At 38.2% G+C, this 20417-nt stretch carries 17 protein-coding genes, 1 tRNA gene and 1 other RNA gene; 10 read left to right on the forward strand and 9 right to left on the reverse strand.

All coding sequences use genetic code 11. From position 1 onward, the window contains the following. Positions 1 to 23 precede the first annotated feature (23 nt). Genes trpC through BVH02_RS12050 form a run of 4 tightly spaced genes read right to left on the reverse strand, consistent with a single transcriptional unit; the run spans position 24 to position 3910 of the window. Positions 24 to 842, reverse strand: a complete 819-nt coding sequence (trpC, locus tag BVH02_RS12035) for an indole-3-glycerol phosphate synthase TrpC (protein WP_086501698.1) — start codon at positions 840 to 842, stop codon at positions 24 to 26. A 6-nt stretch (positions 843 to 848) separates the two neighbouring features. Beyond that, positions 849 to 1859, reverse strand: a complete 1011-nt coding sequence (gene trpD, locus BVH02_RS12040; protein WP_086501699.1) for an anthranilate phosphoribosyltransferase — start codon at positions 1857 to 1859, stop codon at positions 849 to 851. A gap of 30 nt (positions 1860 to 1889) precedes the next feature. After that, a complete protein-coding gene (locus tag BVH02_RS12045) occupies positions 1890 to 2456 on the reverse strand; it encodes an anthranilate synthase component II (protein ID WP_086501700.1) in 567 nt (188 codons plus the stop codon). Between the two features lie 41 nt (positions 2457 to 2497). Beyond that, on the reverse strand, positions 2498 to 3910 hold the full coding sequence (locus BVH02_RS12050) for an anthranilate synthase component I family protein (protein ID WP_086501701.1): 1413 nt from the start codon (positions 3908 to 3910) through the stop codon (positions 2498 to 2500). Positions 3911 to 4242: 332 nt separating this feature from the next. On the opposite strand from BVH02_RS12050, the gene BVH02_RS12055 reads away from it, so the two are divergent. The 8 genes from BVH02_RS12055 (at position 4243) to BVH02_RS12090 (ending at position 9932) form a co-directional block, all read left to right on the forward strand. Beyond that, positions 4243 to 4797, forward strand: a complete 555-nt coding sequence (locus BVH02_RS12055; RefSeq protein ID WP_086501702.1) for a hypothetical protein — start codon at positions 4243 to 4245, stop codon at positions 4795 to 4797. A 24-nt stretch (positions 4798 to 4821) separates the two neighbouring features. Next, positions 4822 to 5052, forward strand: a complete 231-nt coding sequence (locus BVH02_RS12060) for a hypothetical protein (protein WP_086501703.1) — start codon at positions 4822 to 4824, stop codon at positions 5050 to 5052. 119 nt (positions 5053 to 5171) lie between these two features. Continuing rightward, positions 5172 to 5257: signal recognition particle sRNA small type (gene ffs, locus BVH02_RS12065), an RNA gene on the forward strand. Between the two features lie 188 nt (positions 5258 to 5445). Beyond that, positions 5446 to 6105 carry a fructose-6-phosphate aldolase gene (gene fsa / locus BVH02_RS12070; RefSeq protein ID WP_086501704.1) on the forward strand — a complete coding sequence of 220 codons (660 nt, stop codon included), beginning with the start codon at positions 5446 to 5448 and terminating at the stop codon, positions 6103 to 6105. A gap of 43 nt (positions 6106 to 6148) precedes the next feature. Next, complete coding sequence (locus BVH02_RS12075) at positions 6149 to 6352, forward strand: fructose-6-phosphate aldolase (RefSeq protein WP_086501705.1); 204 nt, start codon at positions 6149 to 6151, stop codon at positions 6350 to 6352. Positions 6353 to 6354: 2 nt separating this feature from the next. Further along, positions 6355 to 7065, forward strand: a complete 711-nt coding sequence (locus tag BVH02_RS12080) for a cell division ATP-binding protein FtsE (RefSeq protein ID WP_086501706.1) — start codon at positions 6355 to 6357, stop codon at positions 7063 to 7065. A 63-nt stretch (positions 7066 to 7128) separates the two neighbouring features. Further along, positions 7129 to 8520 (forward strand): S41 family peptidase, encoded by a 1392-nt coding sequence (locus BVH02_RS12085; RefSeq protein ID WP_086501707.1) that lies wholly within the window; start codon positions 7129 to 7131, stop codon positions 8518 to 8520. Positions 8521 to 8705: 185 nt separating this feature from the next. Then, positions 8706 to 9932 carry a S8 family peptidase gene (locus BVH02_RS12090; RefSeq protein WP_086501708.1) on the forward strand — a complete coding sequence of 409 codons (1227 nt, stop codon included), beginning with the start codon at positions 8706 to 8708 and terminating at the stop codon, positions 9930 to 9932. 507 nt (positions 9933 to 10439) lie between these two features. Here the strand turns inward: BVH02_RS12090 and BVH02_RS12095 are convergent. From BVH02_RS12095 to BVH02_RS12110, 4 genes are all read right to left on the reverse strand, one after another. Further along, on the reverse strand, positions 10440 to 11150 hold the full coding sequence (locus BVH02_RS12095) for a tetratricopeptide repeat protein (protein ID WP_086501709.1): 711 nt from the start codon (positions 11148 to 11150) through the stop codon (positions 10440 to 10442). A gap of 21 nt (positions 11151 to 11171) precedes the next feature. Further along, positions 11172 to 12605: a CCA tRNA nucleotidyltransferase gene (locus BVH02_RS12100; RefSeq protein ID WP_086501710.1), complete on the reverse strand. Its 1434-nt coding sequence runs from the start codon at positions 12603 to 12605 to the stop codon at positions 11172 to 11174. Continuing rightward, complete coding sequence (locus BVH02_RS12105) at positions 12602 to 13171, reverse strand: hypothetical protein (protein WP_086501711.1); 570 nt, start codon at positions 13169 to 13171, stop codon at positions 12602 to 12604. The genes BVH02_RS12100 and BVH02_RS12105 overlap by 4 nt, the downstream gene beginning before the upstream one ends. Before the next feature lie 915 nt (positions 13172 to 14086). Beyond that, positions 14087 to 14491, reverse strand: coding sequence for a hypothetical protein (locus tag BVH02_RS12110; protein WP_086501712.1), 405 nt, complete (start codon positions 14489 to 14491; stop codon positions 14087 to 14089). A gap of 1207 nt (positions 14492 to 15698) precedes the next feature. Here BVH02_RS12110 and BVH02_RS12115 point away from each other — a divergent pair. Both BVH02_RS12115 and yidC read left to right on the forward strand, forming a co-directional pair. Continuing rightward, positions 15699 to 17315 carry a CTP synthase gene (locus tag BVH02_RS12115; RefSeq protein ID WP_086501713.1) on the forward strand — a complete coding sequence of 539 codons (1617 nt, stop codon included), beginning with the start codon at positions 15699 to 15701 and terminating at the stop codon, positions 17313 to 17315. A 42-nt stretch (positions 17316 to 17357) separates the two neighbouring features. After that, the gene (yidC, locus tag BVH02_RS12120; protein ID WP_086501714.1) at positions 17358 to 19163 is read left to right on the forward strand and encodes a membrane protein insertase YidC; all 1806 of its coding nucleotides are present in this window, start codon (positions 17358 to 17360) and stop codon (positions 19161 to 19163) included. Positions 19164 to 20232: 1069 nt separating this feature from the next. Here the strand turns inward: yidC and BVH02_RS12130 are convergent. After that, positions 20233 to 20306: transfer RNA gene (locus BVH02_RS12130), tRNA-Arg, on the reverse strand. Between the last annotated feature and the right edge of the window lie 111 nt (positions 20307 to 20417).

Raw genomic sequence — 20417 nt, forward strand, 5'->3', positions numbered from 1 at the left:
GTCCTCAGGCAGCATCGATTTCATTAGAAGCTTACTTCTGCTTCCTCTGTCAAGATCTTCTTATACTCTTTGATGAAAGTATAAGCGGCTTGTTCTGGACGGCTTGATTTCATAAAGTTCTCACCGATTAGGAACCCATCGAAACCAGCTTTTTTCAAGGTGATTAAAGTAACAGGATCAGAAATTCCAGATTCAGAAATCTTCACAAAGTCAGACGGAATCTTATCTACTAAGTCTAGAGACGTTTGTAACGATACCTCGAAAGTCTTCAGGTTTCGATTGTTCACCCCAACTAAATCCAAATCTGCACATAAGCTTCTTTCCAACTCTTGGCCATCGTGCACCTCCATCAGCACTTCCAGGCCAAGGCTTTTTGCGAAAGCCGCCAACTCCTTCAATCTAGCTGGCTCTAAAGCCGCAGCAATTAAAAGAACACAGTCAGCACCTATAGATTTTGCTTCTAAGATCTGGTATTCATCCACCACAAAGTCCTTGCGAAGGATTGGGCAAAAGTTGAACTTTCGAGCTCCCATCAGATCTGCATTGCTTCCGCCAAAGAAATCCGTGTCGGTCAAAATCGATAAGGCAGAAGCTCCAGCCTGCATATATCCGATACTTACAGCTTCTACTGCAGCAGAACCATTGATCAAGCCTTTGGAAGGTGACTTTCTTTTGAATTCCGAGATGATCCCTGACTTTTCCGGATCACACACGTACTTTTTCATGGAGACCACTTTCCCTTCGAAATAAGCACTTTTCTCCAAAAGTTTTACTGGCACCAAACTGCTTCTTTCAGCTACTTCGATGTGCTTTTGAGCAATAATTTTATCTAAAATGTTCATGATTTTTTAAGCTAAAGAGACTGTTGTTTTAGGCTTGACCAGTCCGTTAAATACCTGAAGTGCTTTTTGGTTTAGTAGGGATTCTTCCGCCACAGCCACTGCATCTACAAAAGAAAGTCCTTCTCGAGCGGTGACCAATGCGGCAGCCGAGTTGGCGATTACCACCGAATTTTGGCTTTTGGTACCTTTCCCTTTTAGGATATTTTCAAATATTTTCGCAGATTCCTGAATGGTCTCTCCACCCTGTATAGATGCTGCGGTTAACTTAGACAAGCCAATATTTTCAGGAGAAAAGACTTTTTCCCCGGAATTAGAAATCATCTTAAAGTCACCTGTAAGTGAAATCTCATCATAGCCATCCAAGGCATGGAGAATAGAGAATCTACCTTCCATATCCTGATAGAGATATCCATATAAACGAGCTAATTCCAAGCTAAATACGCCTACCAATTGCTTCCTAGGAAAACTAGGGTTTACCATCGGACCTAGCATATTGAAGAAGGTTTTCACACCTAAGTCTTTTCTGATCGGGCCGACATGCTTCATAGCCGGGTGAAAAAGTGGTGCATGCAAGAAACATATTCCAACCTCATCCAAACTTTGACGGATTTTATCTAGATCACTTGTGAACTCGTAGCCAAAGTAGGCGAGCAAATTAGAAGACCCACAGATGGATGAAACACCAGTATTTCCATGCTTGGCGACATTTTGTCCGGCTCCAGCAACTATAAAGGAGGAAAGTGTAGAGATATTAAAGGTGTCTTTGCCGTCTCCGCCTGTACCGCATAGATCCATAGCGTCATACTCGTCGATTTCCACCGGAATACATCGCTCTAGCATGGCTTCGCGGAAGCCAGACAATTCCTCCACAGTAATGCTACGCATTAGATACACCGTCATAAATGCAGCAATCTGACTTGTATTGTAATTTCCGGCGGTAATGTTTTTTAAAACCTCTTTCGCATCCTCTTTAGTGAGGGTTCGATGTGCGATGAGGTGATTTAAAATATCTTTCATAATATGATGGGGGTTGGGTGGTTCTGTTTCTTAATTCTCCATCCAGTTTTTGAGAATCTGAACTCCGTTTTCTGTAAGAATGCTCTCGGGGTGAAATTGCATTCCTCTGACATCATAACTCTTATGCCTAATGGCCATAATTTGATTATCAGGCGTACGTGCGATCACTTCCAAGTCTGGTGAAAGGGTGTTTTCATCGACAACCCAGGAGTGATATCTACCAATACTAAAAGTATCGGGAACGTTTTTGAAAAGCAAATCATCTTCTACTTTTACTATAGAGGCCACGCCATGAAGTACTTCGGACAAATTGATCAGCTCTCCTCCAAAGGCTTCTCCGATTGCCTGGTGACCTAAGCAGACGCCTAATATAGATTTGGTCGCCGCATATTTCTTCAAAAGTTCAGGCATTATCCCTGCGTCTTTTGGAACTCCCGGACCAGGCGAAAGAATTATTTTATCGTATTGAGCTACGTCTTCCAAAGAAATCTTATCATTTCGGAATACATCCATCTGCGCGCCATAGCCCAACTGCCTTATTATGTAAACCAGGTTGTAGGTGAAGGAATCGTAATTATCAAGGACGAGTATTTTCATTTTAATTTATTGAAAGATTGGAAGATTGAAAAATTGGAAGATTAAATACTCTCAGCTGCGCGCAACGCCACTCTCAGCGCTTCCAACTTATTAGCAACTTCCTGCAATTCAGAAGGAATAGTCGATTTGGCAACTACTCCTGCACCTGCTTGAAATCGAAGTTGATTGTTTTCAGAGACAAATGATCTAATCAAAATTGCATGATTGAAATCTCCATTGAATCCTAAATAACCAATAGCTCCTCCATAAAACGTTCGGGATACATTTTCCAACTCATCTATCAGCTGCATTGCTCTGTATTTTGGAGCGCCAGAAAGTGTTCCTGCCGGAAATGTATCTGCTACTAATTGAAGAGGGTTCGTGCCTTCTGGTAATTCTCCAGTCACTTTGGAAACCAAATGAATGACGTGAGAATAGTATTGAATCTCCTTAAATACATCCACAGATACTTTTTCTGAAGACCTACTCAAATCATTCCTTGCCAAGTCCACCAGCATTACATGTTCCGAATTCTCTTTAGGATCATCGTAAAGCTGACGAGCCAATACCGCATCATCTTGGTCATTGCCTGTTCTGCGGAAAGTGCCTGCTATGGGGTAGATCGTAGCTTTTTTATCCTTAACTACAATCTGCGCTTCAGGAGAACTTCCAAAAACCTTGAAGGAACCATAATCGAAATAGAATAAATAAGGGGATGGATTTACCGATCGAAGCGCTCGGTAGACATTAAATTCATCGCCTTTGAAAGCTGTGCTGAATCGACGAGAAAGCACAATTTGAAATACATCTCCTTTGAAGCAATGTTCCCGCCCCTGGTTCAAAATTTTCAAAAACTCCTCATCCGTATAGTTTGATTCTTCCTCACCTACACGCTGGAAGGAGTAACTTGGGATATTTTTATTATTCAGGAGACGCTCGATCTCCTCCATCATTTCTACATTTTCTGCTCCTGCGACTCTATGCTCAAGCAAGTGCAGTTCATTTTTGTAGTGATCTACGACGATTACATTCTGATAGACCGAATACTGCATCATCGGCACATCAGTTGGGTTGGTGTTCTGAAGTGTAATATCTTCAAAATAGGCTACCGTGTCGTATTGAATGTATCCAAAGAGCCCATTCGAGCTGAACTTGAATTTATCCTGAGCTACATCAAACTTATCACCGAATGCACGCAGACTCTGCATCAAGTTCTGATGCGAACTCACTTCATAGCTTTCCTTTTTGCCAGAAGGAAGACTTTCCACGACCTTGCCTGCATTGAAGGTAAACGTTGCTAATGGATTAAAACAGATATAAGAATAACTGTTTTCATGTCCATGGTAATCAGAACTTTCCAGCAGAATAGGATTTGCGAATCGATCTCGGATCTGCAAATAGATACTTACCGGCGTGATCGTATCTGCCAATCGCTTTTGATAAGTAGTCAGTATTGGAAATTTAACTTGAGTCATTCGTGCTTGTTTTTTATCATGAAAAAAGGCTTACCGGAGATCCAGTAAGCCTTTTATACTATGTATAGCGCAAAATTAAATGCAGGGGCTTTCTAAACTTCCTTTTGGAAAGAGTAAGAGTGCCACCACCAATATTTGTTTGCGATTGTTTTCATAAGAGTGAGGGCAAATTTATAAAGGGAATATTAAGGACAAAGCATCAACCCATTTTTTTTATCAAAAAATTATACTTTTCGGTAAAAAAACCATGGATCAAGCACTCTCATAGACGATAAAAATAAAACTATAAATCCTTTATTCCGTTGACATCAAGCAACTAAGCCTAGTACAGCATGAAAAATAATCTACTCGCTCTTGTATTAATTTTTTCTAGTATTGGAATTATTACTGCTCAATCTTCCGCAGAATGGAAAGCCCCTATGTACCAAGTTAGCTTTGAATCTGATTCGGGTGCTATGGCTCAGATGCAAATTGACAAAGGGTATCGATACGCAGACCTTGATTTTGAAGGAAGAAAATTTCATTTGTTTTTTAACCATGACAACAATGAAATAAAGAATGCTAGAATTATGGAGCCTAAAACCAACCTGCAAATCGCCAGAGGAAGAGGAAGTTATTTCTGGGGTAATGCCCGTTTTGAATTTGTAGACGGAGAAGTTTACAAAGTCAAAAGGAAAAATAAAGCGAATGGATATGAAATAATCGGGCCATACGGAACTCTTTTCAAGGTGGAAAATCATGCTATTAGTCCTGTGAAACCTATAAACGAAAAAGACTTTTTGACACAAGCTTTCTATGTCTTTCAGAGAATCAAGGTTACTCAAAGTAATCCTTCAGATGTGATGATATTTTACTCAAACTACTATCCTATCGGCCCGAATGAGTAATTTTGTCAAAAAAAATTAATAACAATGGCTAAATCATTTCCACAATATTTCAAGCGAGTTTTTGACGATTATCAAGTTCTCGTACAAGTGAATACAGATACTTTCAAAGGTGTAGAACTGATTGTTCATCCTGATGGAAAGATAGAAAAGACCGAAATAGAATTCGACGAAGATATTTTTGATGACCTTGCTGCGGATGAATTCATGCAATGCAATGTCCTTGAATTCCAGATGCACATGGCAAAAGCCACATAATTTCAAATCTTAAATTTGAGATTTAAAATTAATACTCCTCATAGTCAGCACAGAAAGCCTGAAAAGCTGCAATTCAGTACGAGAATATTGTAAACATTAATTTTCTCCTTACTTTTGTCGCGGCGGCACGACCAGCTCCTGCTGAATCCCCCAGGTCCGGAAGGAAGCAAGGGTAAGTAGTTGAGCGGTGCGATGCCGCTTCTTTTTTGCCCTATTTTTTCTCTGGCATACCCAATCAGGTTCCAAATCTTGATTAATCTTCTAACTTTGTTTCTTACAATAAAATCCATTTGGAATTATCCTATTGAATGGCTTTTTTCTTGTTTTCAATTTTAAAACCTGAGAAACAAAGCCTGAGACGAGCGATTTCAATCCCTATTAAACAATTCAAACATGAAATTCTTTATTGACACAGCAAACCTAGATGACATTCGCGAAGCTTATGAACTAGGAGTATTAGATGGCGTAACTACCAACCCTTCCTTGATGGCCAAAGAAGGCATCAGTGGAGATGAGAAAGTAAGAGCTCACTACAAAGCGATCTGTGATATCGTAGATGATAAAGTAAGTGCTGAAGTAATCTCTACGGATTTCGAAGGCATGATCAGAGAAGGCAAAGAACTTGCTAAGATTGATGACAAAATCGTGGTGAAAATTCCGATGGTAAAAGACGGCATTAAAGCACTTAAATATTTCAGCAACGAAGGTATCCGTACCAACTGTACTTTGATTTTCTCTGCTGGTCAAGCGCTGATAGCAGCAAAAGCCGGAGCTAATTATGTATCTCCTTTCATCGGCAGATTAGATGATATCGCATATGATGGAATGGATCTTATCGCCCAGATCGTACATATCTATGGCAACTATGGCTTCGAAACAGAAGTTCTCGCAGCATCAGTAAGGCACACAATGCACTTATTAAAATGTGCTGAAGTTGGAGCTGACGTAGTCACTTGTCCATTAAAAGTAATCACTGGCTTGATAAACCATCCACTTACGGATTCAGGTTTGGCAACATTTTTGGCAGATCATGCCAAAGCAGCTGGAAAATAATTAATGAAGGACCGGCTATTGCCGGTCTTTTTTACTTCTTCTTATGTATATAATAAAAGTAAAAGGCAAAGCGAAAATCCCTGATTACATTCAGATCAGAGATGAAAACTTTGTATTAGTAGCTTATTTCAGAGCAGATAGGCCATTAAAAAAAATGGAGAAATTTGGTCTGGAAGGAAAGGAAGAGGAGCTTGAAGCGTTAATCCTGGGCCTCCCATTTGGGAAATTGCAAAAATTAGAACTATAAGAATGGATTTCAGTACTCAGCCTGTACTTCAGGTAAACCAAGCGACGATCTTTCAAGGTATAGATCCTATCCTAACCAATGTAAACTTCTCCGTGGAGCAACATGAATTTGTGTTTCTAATCGGTAGAACTGGCAGTGGAAAAAGTTCCTTGTTGAAAACACTTTATGCCGATTTAGAGCTGAAAAGTGGAACTGCTGAAGTCGCTGGATTTGGATTAGAAAATATTAAGATTAAAGAAATTCCTTTTTTGAGAAGAAAAATTGGAATTATTTTTCAGGATTTCCAGCTTTTCAACGACAGATCAGTTGCTGAAAATCTTGCCTTTGTGATGAGAGCAACTGGCTGGAAAGATAAAGCTAAAATCAACGATAGAATGGCTGAAGTGCTCCTTTTGGTAGGACTGAATAATGCATCAAGCAAAATGCCACATCAACTATCTGGCGGTGAGCAGCAGCGCGTAGTTATTGCAAGAGCTTTACTCAACGAGCCTTCGATATTGCTAGCGGATGAACCTACTGGAAATCTCGATCCAGATGTGGCAGATGGTATCTTCAAACTTTTCCAAGAAATAAATAAAAAGGGTACTGCCATACTCATGGCAACCCATAATTATGATTTACTTCGTAAGTACCCTTATCGAGTCCTTAAATGTGAAAATGGAGAATTGCAGGATAGTCAAACACACGACGTTTCTTATGGTTCTACGTTCTAATATCAAATCTTAATTAAACAGAATTGCAAATGCTACGTTTGTAATTTTCCAGACATTCTAACTATGAAAGTTAATCACCTACCAAAATTTCTCCTATTAGTTATCTTTAGCGGATTACTTTGGAGCTGTAAAGAGGAAGTAGAACCTATCGTAGAGCCCGATGCTACCCTAGAGGAGAACATTAACGCATGGATTTACGACGTGATGGATGAGGTTTATTACTGGAGACTGAATCTACAAACACCAGTAGCAGCGACTTCTGATCCATCAGATTATTTCAATTCATTATTATTTAAGCCTACAGATCGCTTTTCGGTGATTTACCCTGATTATCAAGTATTGATTAATTCACTCCAGGGAATTTCGCTAGATCCTGGTTATGAGTTTCAATTGTATCGAATCACTGATACCAACGATATATATGCGGAGATACTTTATGTTAAGAAAAACAGTCCCGCTGCAGGCCTAGATCTAAAACGTGGCGATAGGATACTTTCTATAAACGGGACACCCTTAACAATTGAAAACTACCGGAACCTTCTTGGGCAAACCACTAAAACCCATACTATTTCAAATTTACGCTACGATGACGAAGCAAGAGGATACATAGCGAGACCGGATATCTCTATTACTCCAGTTGAATTTTCCGAGGATCCAAATTTCCTTGATACAGTTTATACAGTCAATGATCAAAAAATCGGCTATATAGTATATAATTTCTTTGCACCAGGTGTAACTGGAGATAATACAAAATACGATAAAGAAATGGATGCCGTGTTTGCCAAAATGAAAGCTGCAAACATCAATAACTTAGTATTGGATCTGAGATATAATGGCGGTGGATATGTAAGTTCGGCAGTAAATCTTGCTAGTTTGATTGGTCCAGGAGTAACAAGTTCAAACATATTCTCAAAGACAAGATATAACACATTTCTAATGGAGAATATCCCTAGTTTGAGCAGCGTCAAAACAGCATTTCTAAACAAAGCAGAAAACCTTGGCAATACATTGGCTGGGAATCGCCTTTACGTTCTTACTTCTTCTGGAACTGCTTCTGCTTCTGAATTAATCATAAATGGCCTTAAACCTTATATGGATGTATTTCTAATTGGTGATGTCACATACGGTAAAAATGTAGGTTCAATTGCTATAGAAGATGAAGAAAATCCGAACAACCCTTATGGATTACTTCCTATCGTGACCCAGAGTTTCAATAGCCTTGACGAATCAGATTATAGTACTGGCTTCAAACCAAATGTTACTGTTAAAGAAAATACAGAAAGGCTAAAAGCATTAGGGGATGTAAATGAGATCATGCTCCGAACTGCTATAGAGCGAATCACTGGAGTACCTTCTTCTGGTAGATTTGCCAAATTCGAACGAGAAGTAATTGTCACTACCCTTGAAGATAAAATACGAACAGGAAAGATGATAGAAAATTCAATCATCAAATAATTCGCATTTCACCATTACTAAATAGTCCCAAAAAACAACTAGTTTTTTGGGACTATTTTTTTTTGTATAAGCATAAAGGTTAAGGAGTTGGATTAACGAAACTTTTTTAAGACATTAAAAAACCTAAATACCGTAAGTATTCTAGTTTAACGTTAATGTAATCCATTTTATAAACCCCAATCCTTATGTTTAAGCAAAAACCACTTTGGAGAAAGCCTGCTTTATTCGCAGGAATCATCATAGGAGCTGTTGCATTCTCCTGTCAGCAAAATACCGAATCACCTATTACAGGAGATTCTATTGAGTTCGTCAAATTCCAATCCGGAGACATAATTCCTGGAAAGTACATTGTCACTTTAATGCCAACAGGTATAAATTTCAGAAAAGATTTGTCATACGATGCCGTTCAGGCAACCATGAGAAAAACAGGATCTGAATTATTATCCAAATACAGAATTGACCAAGAGAATCTCGGTTTTGTATATGGTAGTAGTATAGAGGGATTTGCGGTTTCTTTAACCGAAGAGCAATATCAAGCAATCTCAAAAGACCCTTCCATTAAAGCAATTGAAGCAGATCGAGTGATTGCATTAGGACCACCTCCAGGCAAAGGCCCGGGAAGTGGAGGAGGAGGAAGTACTGCAAGTCAACAGATTCCTTATGGCATCGAAAGAGTACACGGCGGAGCAACATACACTGGATCGAAAAAAGCATATATCATCGATTCAGGAATTGACTCTTCCCACGAAGATCTGAACGTAAGTACTAGCTTAGGATTTAATGCTTTTACCAAGGGAAAAGATGCTAGTTTAGATTCTGACGGGAATGGTCACGGAACACACGTAGCTGGTACCGTGGGAGCGAAAGACAATTCTGTAGGAGTCATCGGTGTAGCAGCAGGTGTTACAGTTATACCTGTGAAAGTGTTGGACTCGAGAGGTTCAGGCTCTTATTCAGGTGTAATTGCCGGAGTAGATTTTGTGAAAGCAAATGCAACATCTGGTGATGTAGCAAATATGAGTTTGGGCGGTCCTATTTCAGATGCTCTTGATGCTGCTGTGGTTTCATTAGCTGCAAGCGGAGTGAAAGTAGCCCTAGCAGCAGGAAACGAATCTGATAATGCAAATAATCATTCTCCTGCTCGAGCAAATCATGCAAACATTTATACAATTTCTGCCATAGACAGCTCTGATAAATTTGCTTCTTTCTCTAACTATGGCAATCCGCCAATTGATTTTGCAGCACCAGGTGTAGGTATACTATCTACTGTTCCTGGTGGATACGCAAGTTATAGTGGAACCTCCATGGCCTCACCGCATGTGTGTGGACTATTAATATGGGGCAACCCTGGCAACGGCGGTAATGCAATCGGAGATCCAGATGGGAACCCAGATCAAATTGCAATTAGATAATTTTTGATAAATAATATCAATGGGTGATCCAGATGGGTCACCCATTTTTTTACTCATTATCGATTTTTTAAGGACCTATTTAATCACTCAGCCCCTATATCAAAGTATTTGCATCTGAGATTAAACATCTAAATTTTATGGAAAACCCTGAAAGCTTCAACCTTATCAATTTGCTTTTTGGGCTGTCTTGCGCTCGTACAAAGTGTAATCTGTCCATACAGCCAACTTATAACACAAGAAGTAAAGAGAAAAAATAATTAGTGAAAAACTCCACAAAGATCATTTCCTTAAGCTTCGGCAGCTCTTAACTAATCGCTAGTATAGCTTATTTCTTTTTTTAGCTATTAGAAATAATTCCTACTTCGTCAAGTATTTGGCATTTGCTTAAGGACAATCCTCTCCATATTGTTCTGTAAATTTTGCTCTTAACAGAAGGCTAATTTTCTCTGTGAAATACCAAAAAAAAACCGACATTAATGCCGGTTTCAGTATCAGAAATTGAATAGATCAATTTGTTTTTGCTAGGTTTTCTTTGGCAAGATCAAATTCAGGATCAAGAGAAATAGCCTCTTGGAAAGCAGCCTTAGCCTCAGTTTTAGAACCTTGGTCCAAATAGATCATTCCCTTTAAGTTCAATGCAGCGGCTTTCATACTAACCTCTTGTGTCTCCACCTGTGACTTAGGAAAACCTACTTTCTCATCAGGCTTGGCATTTTTCACCAGCATATTCATTGAGTTTAACGCCTCAGGATATTTTTTTAAACTATACTGAATAAACCCTGATTTGTAAAGGCTAAAATTATCTCCACTTATCAAATAAAGTGTTTCAAAATATGGAAGAGCTTTCTCCAATGCTCCAACTTGTTCAAGGGAATTGGCTGCAATTTCCAAAGAGGCAATGCTCTTGTCATTTACTTTTAATACTTCCATGGAAACTAATGCAGCCGACATCGCCTGCCCAGCCTCATAATAAACTGAGCCCAGCATCTCAACATATCGTAAGTCCTCAGGATTTCTAACGATCAAGTTATAAAGTGAATTCTTCGCAACGGCGATATCATTAAATCGCAAGGCTAATTGATAAGTAGCCTGATCAGCTATATTTAATGATTGCTTAATTTTAGGATCGAGCCTACTTACAGCAGTTGAGTCGATAGTCTGGGCAATTGTTGTGCTGGCACAAACGGCCATAAGCAGCATGAATAATACGTGCTTCATTTGAGTTAATTTTAATTTAGTTTATGAATTTGGGAGATCTAACACAGGAGACAATCCTTTGGATTTAGCAATCTCAAGCATCAATTCACGTGCCTGTATAGGATTGTTGTGAATTTTACCCTCCAATATAGCTTCTTTTATTTCCTCTTTAATATCTCCAATGATTTTTGAAGGCTCCAAGCCAAAAATCGCCATGATTTCCTCTCCAGAGATGGGCGGCTGGAAGTTTCTGACCTGATCTTTCTCTTCCACTTCAAGTAGCTTTTGCGCTACATTATCGAAATTATCTAAATAACGCTTTACTTTCTTATTGTTTTTTGAAGTCACATCTGCGCGACAAAGCTTCATCAGATCATCGATATCATCTCCAGCTTCGAATAGCAGTCTTCTCATTGCAGAATCCGTCACCTCATTTTTGACCAGTGCAATAGGTCTAAGATGGAGTTTAACTAATTTCTGCACATATTTCATGCGCTCATCCATCGGAAGCTTCATTCTCCGAAAGATTTCAGGGGTCATCCGTGCCCCTTTATCTTCATGTCCGTGGAATGTCCATCCGACTTTCTTATTAAATCGCTTTGTAGCTGGCTTGGCTATATCATGAAGGATTGCTGCCCAGCGTAACCAGAGGTCATCACTCAGCAAGCATACATTATCTAGCACTTGTAACGTATGGTAAAAATTATCTTTGTGGGACTTGTCATCTACAGAATCGACTCCTTGTAAATCAACCATTTCGGGAAAAAACTCATGGAGCAACTTGCCAGCAAATAACAATTTGAAACCATAGGATGGTTTTTTCACCTGAATGATTTTGTTTAGTTCGACAATTATCCTTTCCCCAGAAATAATATTTAAGCGAGAAGCATTCTCACTTAATGCGTGAAATGTGTCTCCATCAATATCGAAATCCAGTTGTGCGGCAAATCGAACTGCACGTAACATACGAAGTGGATCATCTGAAAAAGTGACATTCGGTTCTAGCGGTGTGCGAATTATTTTTTTCCTGATATCCGAAAGTCCTCCTAATGGATCCAACAATTCGCCATAATCTTCAGCATTCAAAGAGATCGCCATAGCGTTGATGGTAAAATCTCTTCTCTCTAAATCCTCCAGAAGAGTTCCCGTCTCTACGATAGGATTACGGGATTCGGAACGGTACGATTCTTTACGAGCACCTACAAATTCCAATTCCCACTCATCCAATTTCAGCATTGCTGTTCCGAAATTCTTAAATACAGAAAGTGGTACATGCCCCTCAAATTGTAAAGCAACTTCTTTGGCTAATTCTATTCCACTTCCTACGCAGGTAAAATCAATATCCTTACATGGCCTATTCAGCACCAAGTCTCTCACATACCCGCCGACCACATAGGTTTTTACTCCTAGGTTGGTAGCGGCTGTCGCTACCTTCCCAAAAACTTCGAATTCGTCAAGATGCGATTTAAAATTCATCCTTTTATAATTTTAACATCCCCATCGGGACCCAAATACATCTCCTTAGCACTAGGGCTTAAAAGTGGAAATAACAGTGGAGTCTGATGCGTTGTGGTTTCTTTAGTGTCTATTTTCACAAGTACTGGCTGAGAAATCTGAAACAATAATTTATTCCACGAAGGCTCCATTACTAAGCTGAACTTAAGTACTCCGTCTATTATTGGGCCATTTTTGACGATACTATTTGCGGGACTATGATACACCGTTGGCTTATTGGCATATTCTATGATATCTAAGGAAACCTCTGAAAACTGCTGGCATATCAAACGGATTTGAAATAAATCAAACAATAAAAATGTCCAATCATCTCCCATGTCAGATTTCCATTGCTCAGGTTTCATGAGCGTGATTACTTTCCCATTTCCTTCTTTTAGGTGCAAAATTCCATTTTCCCTAAAAGCTGCTACTAATTGTGAATGATCCAAAGTGATTTGTTTTTTCACAAAAATAATCAGAAAAACGAGAGCAGTCGACAAAACCGTAGAATCCAAACAAACCTGACCCTTATAAGGGGAGTTTTCCATATAAATAAGAAAGCCACCGATTACCTAATTCAGGTAGGAACAGCTGACAAATTGAAATACTATAAAATCAGGTCCCTCTAAAGCACATCCATTATATGTATGTCTTCTAATTCTGTAAATGAAAACCCTTCGTTTACAACTTGATTAAACTGGAGAGTATATAAAATTCCTTTGAGATGGTAGGAAAAATCAAAAACACATACTATTGAAAAAAGCCTGTGAATAGACCAGAAGCTCACAAAATCACCTAGTTAGGAAATAAACTTAATTTACTTAAGGAAAAATAGAACTTCATTTACAGGGTCAAGGCGTGTTTGCATCTACAAAATCAACAGTTATAAACTTGATTTTTAAAAAAAACGAATTATAAAAATGTAGAAGATGACATATAGCTGACTAACTCAACTAGTAAACACAATTAGATAGAGCAATAAAATTCTTCTGGGAATATCTTTCACAAAAAGTAATAAAACACAACTTCTATGAAAGATTCATGCAAAAATATGAAGGTGTGTTAAAGATCAACACAACGACTGCTGGCTTTCATAATTCTATACTAATAAAACTTCGCTCTAAAAAGCACATCAATATATACTACTGCAATCTGTATATTAGCTCGATTAATAGATGGCACAACAGTAAAAACACAAATTAAGGACCTACCTTTCTTCTAATCTGCAAGAGAAAACTCCTTATCTGTACCAAACAATTAACTGCAAATTCTCTTCCTGAGTTAACAAATTAACTTTCCGACCCCTCATCTGTGTGCTTAATTATCTATAATAGTGATTCTTTCAAAATTGATTGTCACATTATTTGCATAGATCCCACGAAGAAGAACGACAAGTATATTAATTGACTCACTAAACAATAAAGGCAGCTTTTTAGCTGCCTTTATTGTTTAGTGAGAAAGGATTAACCTCTTAACCAGTTGATAAACGTCTGGTAACCAACACCAATTTCTCTAGCAAATGCTGCTTTAGTCTTTTTACCTGCAGCTTCAACTTTTTTCCACTCTTCTACAATTTTACTTTTCTCTGAATCAGAAAACGTTCTTCTTTTAGTGCTCTTTGCAGACACACCGTTTCCAGTTACAAGTGAAATCAATTCATTCAACTCATTTAAGAATTTAGCATCATTCAAATGAAGACCAGCATTTTCCAACTTCTTAATTACTTGATTCTTAGGGTTAACAGGGGTGACTGCAATTCCTTGGCTAGCTGCATCATGCAAATCAATCTTATTACCTTCTGAAGTAACATAAATAAATCCATCACCTTTTTTAAGGTCAGCAATAGCTTCTTTGATTAAATCTCTCATATTTTGACTTGTTAAATCTATATTTTATCAATAATTCCTGCAATATAATAGAAATATTAAATATATATAATACAATCTAATTCAAAATTAGACTTTTTAACACTTTAAATAACTGGCTAATTTTCAGAATAGTTTTCTATCCAATGGGCAATTAAGTTATTGGATGTACATTTCTGTATTATTGAACTGAAATAGATTTTTTCCACACTCCTATTTACAAGTATCGTATTATAGTCTTCAAACTCTTATTTCTTCTGCAAGTTTTCCTATAATACTTCAAAATTTGTGGGAATCTGTGCAGAATTTACACCTAGCTTGTAGTGGTACTCAATAGACGATGAATATTCATTCAAAGTTTCCGTTGAAAATAACTAGGAGAATTTAGACTCAGCCTTTCAAACTTAAACAATAAGATAGATTCATTCGCGTTCTTCAAGATGGCAATTTCTCCAAAACCTAGATTTAGTTAGATATCATTGCTTAGGGTATCCACAAAAAATAGAACAAAATACTTACATAATTTCTGATACTCTTGGAGGATAGCTTTTTAATAAATATTCTCTTTTTAGGTCAACAATATTTAGTCAATTTGATTCCTGCGGATTTACATTGAATTAAATGTTCAAATCTTGAAGCATCAGGAAAATTCAAGTTGGGCAAGTTGCAGATCAATGACTTATAATCTATAAGCATCGCATCAAATAAATCCATATACCATGTTTATCACTTCAACGTTCTCATCGAATTCTGTCCATTTTATTCGTGAAAACAACCTTATGGGATGCAATCTTAAAGTCTCATTTTCATTCAGACTCAAGTGACTCTAGTCTATTAATTTTTGATCAATACATTGATTTACTAAAAAAAATTTCTGTTTAACGATGTCTTTTCTCTTCTGTTTAATACCTAACCATATAAATTTGTGCACTAATACTACTTCTTTTAAAAACCTTAAATTCCCTAATTCTTTCTGTTAGAATTCTGTATCAGTAGTCTTAATTCTTCAAATCTTAACATTTACAATTAGATAAAGCTAGTTACATCAACAATTAATTGACACGTACTGTCGCAACACGCTTTTAGGCAAAAAAAGATTAAAACCGAGAAAACTGATCTATTTCCTATTCAAAAAGCCATTAATCGGGAATTTTTCCATAATTTTGAGCCCCATAAGAATCCAAACAATTTTCCATCCTCCCCCATTCTTATGGCTTCAAGCACCAAATACATATTTATTACCGGAGGAGTTACCTCCTCTCTCGGCAAAGGCATTATCGCAGCTTCATTAGGCAAGCTGCTTCAGGCCAGAGGCTTCAAAGTAACCATCCAGAAATTTGATCCTTATCTTAATATAGATCCAGGAACGTTAAACCCTTATGAACATGGTGAATGCTATGTTACAGATGATGGGGCTGAAACAGACTTGGACCTGGGACATTACGAGCGTTTTCTAAACATCACTACTTCTCAGGATAATAACATCACTACTGGAAGGATCTATAACAACGTGATCACTAGGGAACGTAAAGGTGAATTTCTGGGTAAAACCGTTCAGGTCATTCCGCACATTACAGACGAAATAAAATCCAACTTTTATAAGCTGGGTGAAGAAGGGAAATATGACGTAGTAATTACTGAAATCGGTGGTTGCGTTGGAGACATCGAATCTTTACCATTTATTGAAGCAGTAAGGCAAGCGAAATGGGATCTAGGTCCAAATCGTTTCTTAGTCATTCACCTGACGTTGATTCCTTATCTAAAAGCTGCCAAAGAATTAAAGACAAAGCCTACTCAGCATTCTGTTAAGCAATTGCTGGAAGCAGGTATACAGCCAGATATCTTGGTTTGTCGCACAGAATATCACTTACCTTCTGATGTCAAGAAGAAATTGGCGCTTTTCTGCAATGTCCAATTGAACAACGTGATTGAAGCGATGGATGCTGACTCGATCTACGATGTGCCTTTGTTGATGAAAAAGGAAAAATTAGATGAGCGTGTGATGACTAAGCTGAAGCTTACATCCAAAGAGAATACAGACTTGGAAAACTGGAAAGACTTCCTTGGAAAACTTAAAAACCCGACGCAAGAAGTAAAAATCGGTTTGGTTGGAAAGTACGTCTCTTTACCCGACTCCTATAAATCTATCATAGAATCATTCACGCATGCTGGCGCTTCTATAGAATGTGAAGTAGATCTTCGTCTGATCTCATCAGAAGAAATAAATGCTGACAACATCGCTTCCAAACTAAAGGACCTAGATGGGATTTTAGTAGCTCCAGGTTTTGGAGAAAGAGGTTTTGAGGGAAAAATAGAAACTGTCAAATACGCACGTGAAAATAACATTCCCTTTCTAGGAATTTGTCTTGGAATGCAGGTAGCTGTGATAGAGTACGCCAGAAACGTACTCCATCTGAACGATGCGAATAGTACGGAAATGGATTCTGAGACGAAAAACCCTGTAATAGGGTTGATGGAAGATCAAAAAAATATAGATCAAATGGGTGGAACCATGCGACTGGGTTCCTATGCTTGCGAACTCAAAAAGGGAAGTAAGTCCTTTCAGGCCTATGGAAAATCTAAAATCCAAGAGAGACACCGTCACCGATACGAATTTAATAATAAGTATCTAGAAGTATTGGAGGAAAATGGCATGATCGCTACCGGTAAAAATCCTGAGACAGGATTAGTGGAGATTGTAGAAATCAAAAACCATCCTTGGTTTGTCGGAGTCCAATTTCATCCAGAATATAAAAGTACAGTACTAACCCCACAGCCACTTTTCGTGAAATTCATCCAAGCGGCGGTGGACAATAAAATCAAATAGAACTTCCCCGAAGACTAGTTATCGGGTTTACGATTAAACTTTATGGACAGAAATCAAGCAACTGGTTTGATCCTTTTTGCAGCGGTCATCTTGATCTATTCGCTTTTCTTTGCGAGCACTCCCGAGATGCCAGAAGTGGAAACAGTAACCACCGAGCAAGCAGAATCGAACCAATCAAATACAGCCGGTCAACAGACGATTGCAGATACCGTTTCTGAAAACGACAGCACGCTGGATGCAACAAGAGTTGCAAAATATGGTGTACTAGCTACTCTCACTGTGGGAGAGGAAAAAACGCTCATACTTGAAAATGACCTCATTCAGGTAGAGATTTCCTCCAAAGGAGCTGGCGTGAAAAAGGTAATTCTAAAGGAATACAAAAGTTCACAGATGGAGCCTTTGGAACTTCTCAATGAAAAAAGTTCTAAAATGGACTTTCTTTTAGAAGGTAGAAATGGCCCTGTAGACCTGAAAGACCTTTATTTTACCTCATCAATAGAAAATAGCCAAAATGAGGAAGGGGTAAACACCAAGACTTTGACGTTAACTTCTGGAACTGAAAGTGGTCAAATCATCCAGTCATTCACGTTGACTGATGGAAGCTATCAGGTGCAGAAATCTTTCGAAATTGATCGCTACCAAGGTGTTTTCACAGGAACTGAACTCCTCTTCAATTGGGAAGATCAAGTAATCGCCCAAGAAAGCAATCTTGCTGAATCCAGAAGACAATCTAGACTGAACTATTACACTTCCGAGGGTTCTTTTGACAATTTGGGAGCCGGTGATGATTTAGAGCAAGAAACAATTGGCGAGCCGGTGAAATGGGTTGGATTTAGTCAGCGATTCTTTACTGCAGCGATCATTGCAGACACCGACTTCAGAAATGTATCCGTCACTCAAAGCACACCAGAAGATAGTGCTATCGTACGTGTGATGACTACTAGCCTATCTATTCCTCTTCAAGACGGTAAGGTTAATTACACTTATTACTTTGGTCCAGATGAGTATAAAACCTTAAAAAAGGTGACAGACGGATTTGAGGATAATGTGGACATGGGTTACTTCTTTGTCAGCTGGGTCAACAAGTACATTATCGTCAACCTATTTGCCTTCCTAGAGAAGTTCTTCACCAACTATGGTGTCATCATAATCATCATCGTATTCCTGATCAAACTCGCACTTTTCCCACTAACCTACAAGTCCTACATAGGCATGGCGAAAATGCGTGTGATCAAACCAGAAATCGATGAACTGAAAGAAAAATACGGTGATGACGCTACGAAGATGCAACAAGAGCAAATGAAGCTTTTCTCTAAATTGGGTGTAAGTCCAATCTCTGGATGTCTGCCAATGGTTCTTCAGATGCCATTCCTCTTTGCCTTATTTTTCTTCTTTCCTAACGCAATTGAGCTTCGTCAGGAGTCCTTCCTATGGGCTACTGATCTTTCGACCTACGACACCTTCTTCAACCTGCCGTTTACGATTCCATTCTATGGATCACACGTAAGTATGTTTACACTGCTGATGACTGTGTCTCAGATTGCGTACACCCACTTTAACAATCAGCTGACTACAGCAACTGGTCCAATGAAAAACTTGGGTTATATCATGCCAGTTATGTTTATGTTCATATTGAACTCCTACCCTGCTGGATTGAGCTTCTACTATTTCGTATCCAATGTGGTTACTTTTGGTCAGCAGGCTTTGATCAAACTATTTGTAGATGATGAGAAAATCCGTGCAAAAGTGGAAGAAAGCAAAGCGAAAAACGTGAACAAGAAGAAATCAAAGTTCCAGCAGAAACTGGAAGATGCGATGAAAGCTGGGGAAACTAGCCGTAAAAAATAATTTAAAAGGGATTAAAAAACCAAGCCCCCATTAAGTTTACTACTTTTTGGGGGCATTTTTATGTTCAAATAAATCTACTCAGTTTGATTATTGACAGGTATAGCTGGTATAATCATTTTTGACAAGGGACCAAAGCTTATTAGCCTCATCACGATAAGTGATCGTTAGGGTCGTTTTACTTATTTCAATATTCCCATTACTTATTACACTTGATCCGTCAGTTAGACCTATAGTACATGGACCATTAATTTCCTTTACGTCAACTAACCTGGTGTCTTCAAAAAGGCTACAGCCGGACATAACCAAAATAAATAGGGGAAGACACTTTTTCATTGCAATGATGGGTAAATTTGTTTGTCGAAAATGGAGAAATTTTTACTCTAAAAAAAAGTATCCTCAAAAGAAGCTGCTGAAAATGTACTAAAAAACCCAAAACTATAAATGAGTCTTTTGGCATAAACGGCTCCATGGTTTAATCCAGATTTCATCCTGGTTTAAAATTTTAGGATGTATTCACCTAAGTAATCACATCTGTAAAGAAATGAAAACTAGCTAAAGTAGAAGGCAAATGTTCTTTCAATCAATTTCTGAAATTTCACCATAAAGGTCTTACAAGTAATAAAACCATTCAAAACACTAGAATGGTTGTGCGGAGAAGGATCTTTAACAGCCTGCGTCCATGTAATCAGAAACTAGTAAACCTTGACATTTATATCTTCTTCCTTGCCCCATAAGGCCGCACGCAATAGTAACGGTATTAAGGGTTGAGAATTCTATCTATCAGCTAAACGACTATTCAGCAGGCTTAAAATCGTGTCACTAGACTTTTGATTAGTTTCATACTGGCATCATTCTGGGCTAAATGTGATTTAACCTTTATAATAAAAAAATCATCTTTAATTCCTTTAATTGTTTGGAACAATGGTGTTATAAAAAAATCATTATCGCCGTTATCTATGAAATTCCACCTTATGACTGCAATAAGATTCTCTTGGTCACCAACTAAAATATCATCCTAAAACGCCCTTGGCCTGAAATAGAAAAAGCTCAGCAGTTACGCTGAGCTTTGTGACCTCGTCAAGATTCAAACTTGAAACCTCCTGAGCCGTAATCAGGTGCTCTATTCAGTTGAGCTACGAAGCCGAATTGGAATGCAAAGGTATCCAAAATTCGATTTGATCCAAATAAACAGCCACAAGAAATTTAGAATTTTTCAACCTGCGCTACTTTTCCCCTTAAGAATAATTAAGATCA

This window comes from Algoriphagus ratkowskyi, from assembly GCF_002150505.1.
Lineage (GTDB): Bacteria > Bacteroidota > Bacteroidia > Cytophagales > Cyclobacteriaceae > Algoriphagus > Algoriphagus ratkowskyi.

Coding starts and splice junctions, on each gene's coding strand:
- trpC (WP_086501698.1), bottom strand. CDS start 842: ATGAACATTTTAGATAAAATTATTGCTCAAAAGCACATCGAAGTAGCT.
- trpD (WP_086501699.1), bottom strand. CDS start 1,859: ATGAAAGATATTTTAAATCACCTCATCGCACATCGAACCCTCACTAAA.
- BVH02_RS12045 (WP_086501700.1), bottom strand. CDS start 2,456: ATGAAAATACTCGTCCTTGATAATTACGATTCCTTCACCTACAACCTG.
- BVH02_RS12050 (WP_086501701.1), bottom strand. CDS start 3,910: ATGACTCAAGTTAAATTTCCAATACTGACTACTTATCAAAAGCGATTG.
- BVH02_RS12055 (WP_086501702.1), top strand. CDS start 4,243: ATGAAAAATAATCTACTCGCTCTTGTATTAATTTTTTCTAGTATTGGA.
- BVH02_RS12060 (WP_086501703.1), top strand. CDS start 4,822: ATGGCTAAATCATTTCCACAATATTTCAAGCGAGTTTTTGACGATTAT.
- fsa (WP_086501704.1), top strand. CDS start 5,446: ATGAAATTCTTTATTGACACAGCAAACCTAGATGACATTCGCGAAGCT.
- BVH02_RS12075 (WP_086501705.1), top strand. CDS start 6,149: ATGTATATAATAAAAGTAAAAGGCAAAGCGAAAATCCCTGATTACATT.
- BVH02_RS12080 (WP_086501706.1), top strand. CDS start 6,355: ATGGATTTCAGTACTCAGCCTGTACTTCAGGTAAACCAAGCGACGATC.
- BVH02_RS12085 (WP_086501707.1), top strand. CDS start 7,129: ATGAAAGTTAATCACCTACCAAAATTTCTCCTATTAGTTATCTTTAGC.
- BVH02_RS12090 (WP_086501708.1), top strand. CDS start 8,706: ATGTTTAAGCAAAAACCACTTTGGAGAAAGCCTGCTTTATTCGCAGGA.
- BVH02_RS12095 (WP_086501709.1), bottom strand. CDS start 11,150: ATGAAGCACGTATTATTCATGCTGCTTATGGCCGTTTGTGCCAGCACA.
- BVH02_RS12100 (WP_086501710.1), bottom strand. CDS start 12,605: ATGAATTTTAAATCGCATCTTGACGAATTCGAAGTTTTTGGGAAGGTA.
- BVH02_RS12105 (WP_086501711.1), bottom strand. CDS start 13,171: ATGGAAAACTCCCCTTATAAGGGTCAGGTTTGTTTGGATTCTACGGTT.
- BVH02_RS12110 (WP_086501712.1), bottom strand. CDS start 14,491: ATGAGAGATTTAATCAAAGAAGCTATTGCTGACCTTAAAAAAGGTGAT.
- BVH02_RS12115 (WP_086501713.1), top strand. CDS start 15,699: ATGGCTTCAAGCACCAAATACATATTTATTACCGGAGGAGTTACCTCC.
- yidC (WP_086501714.1), top strand. CDS start 17,358: ATGGACAGAAATCAAGCAACTGGTTTGATCCTTTTTGCAGCGGTCATC.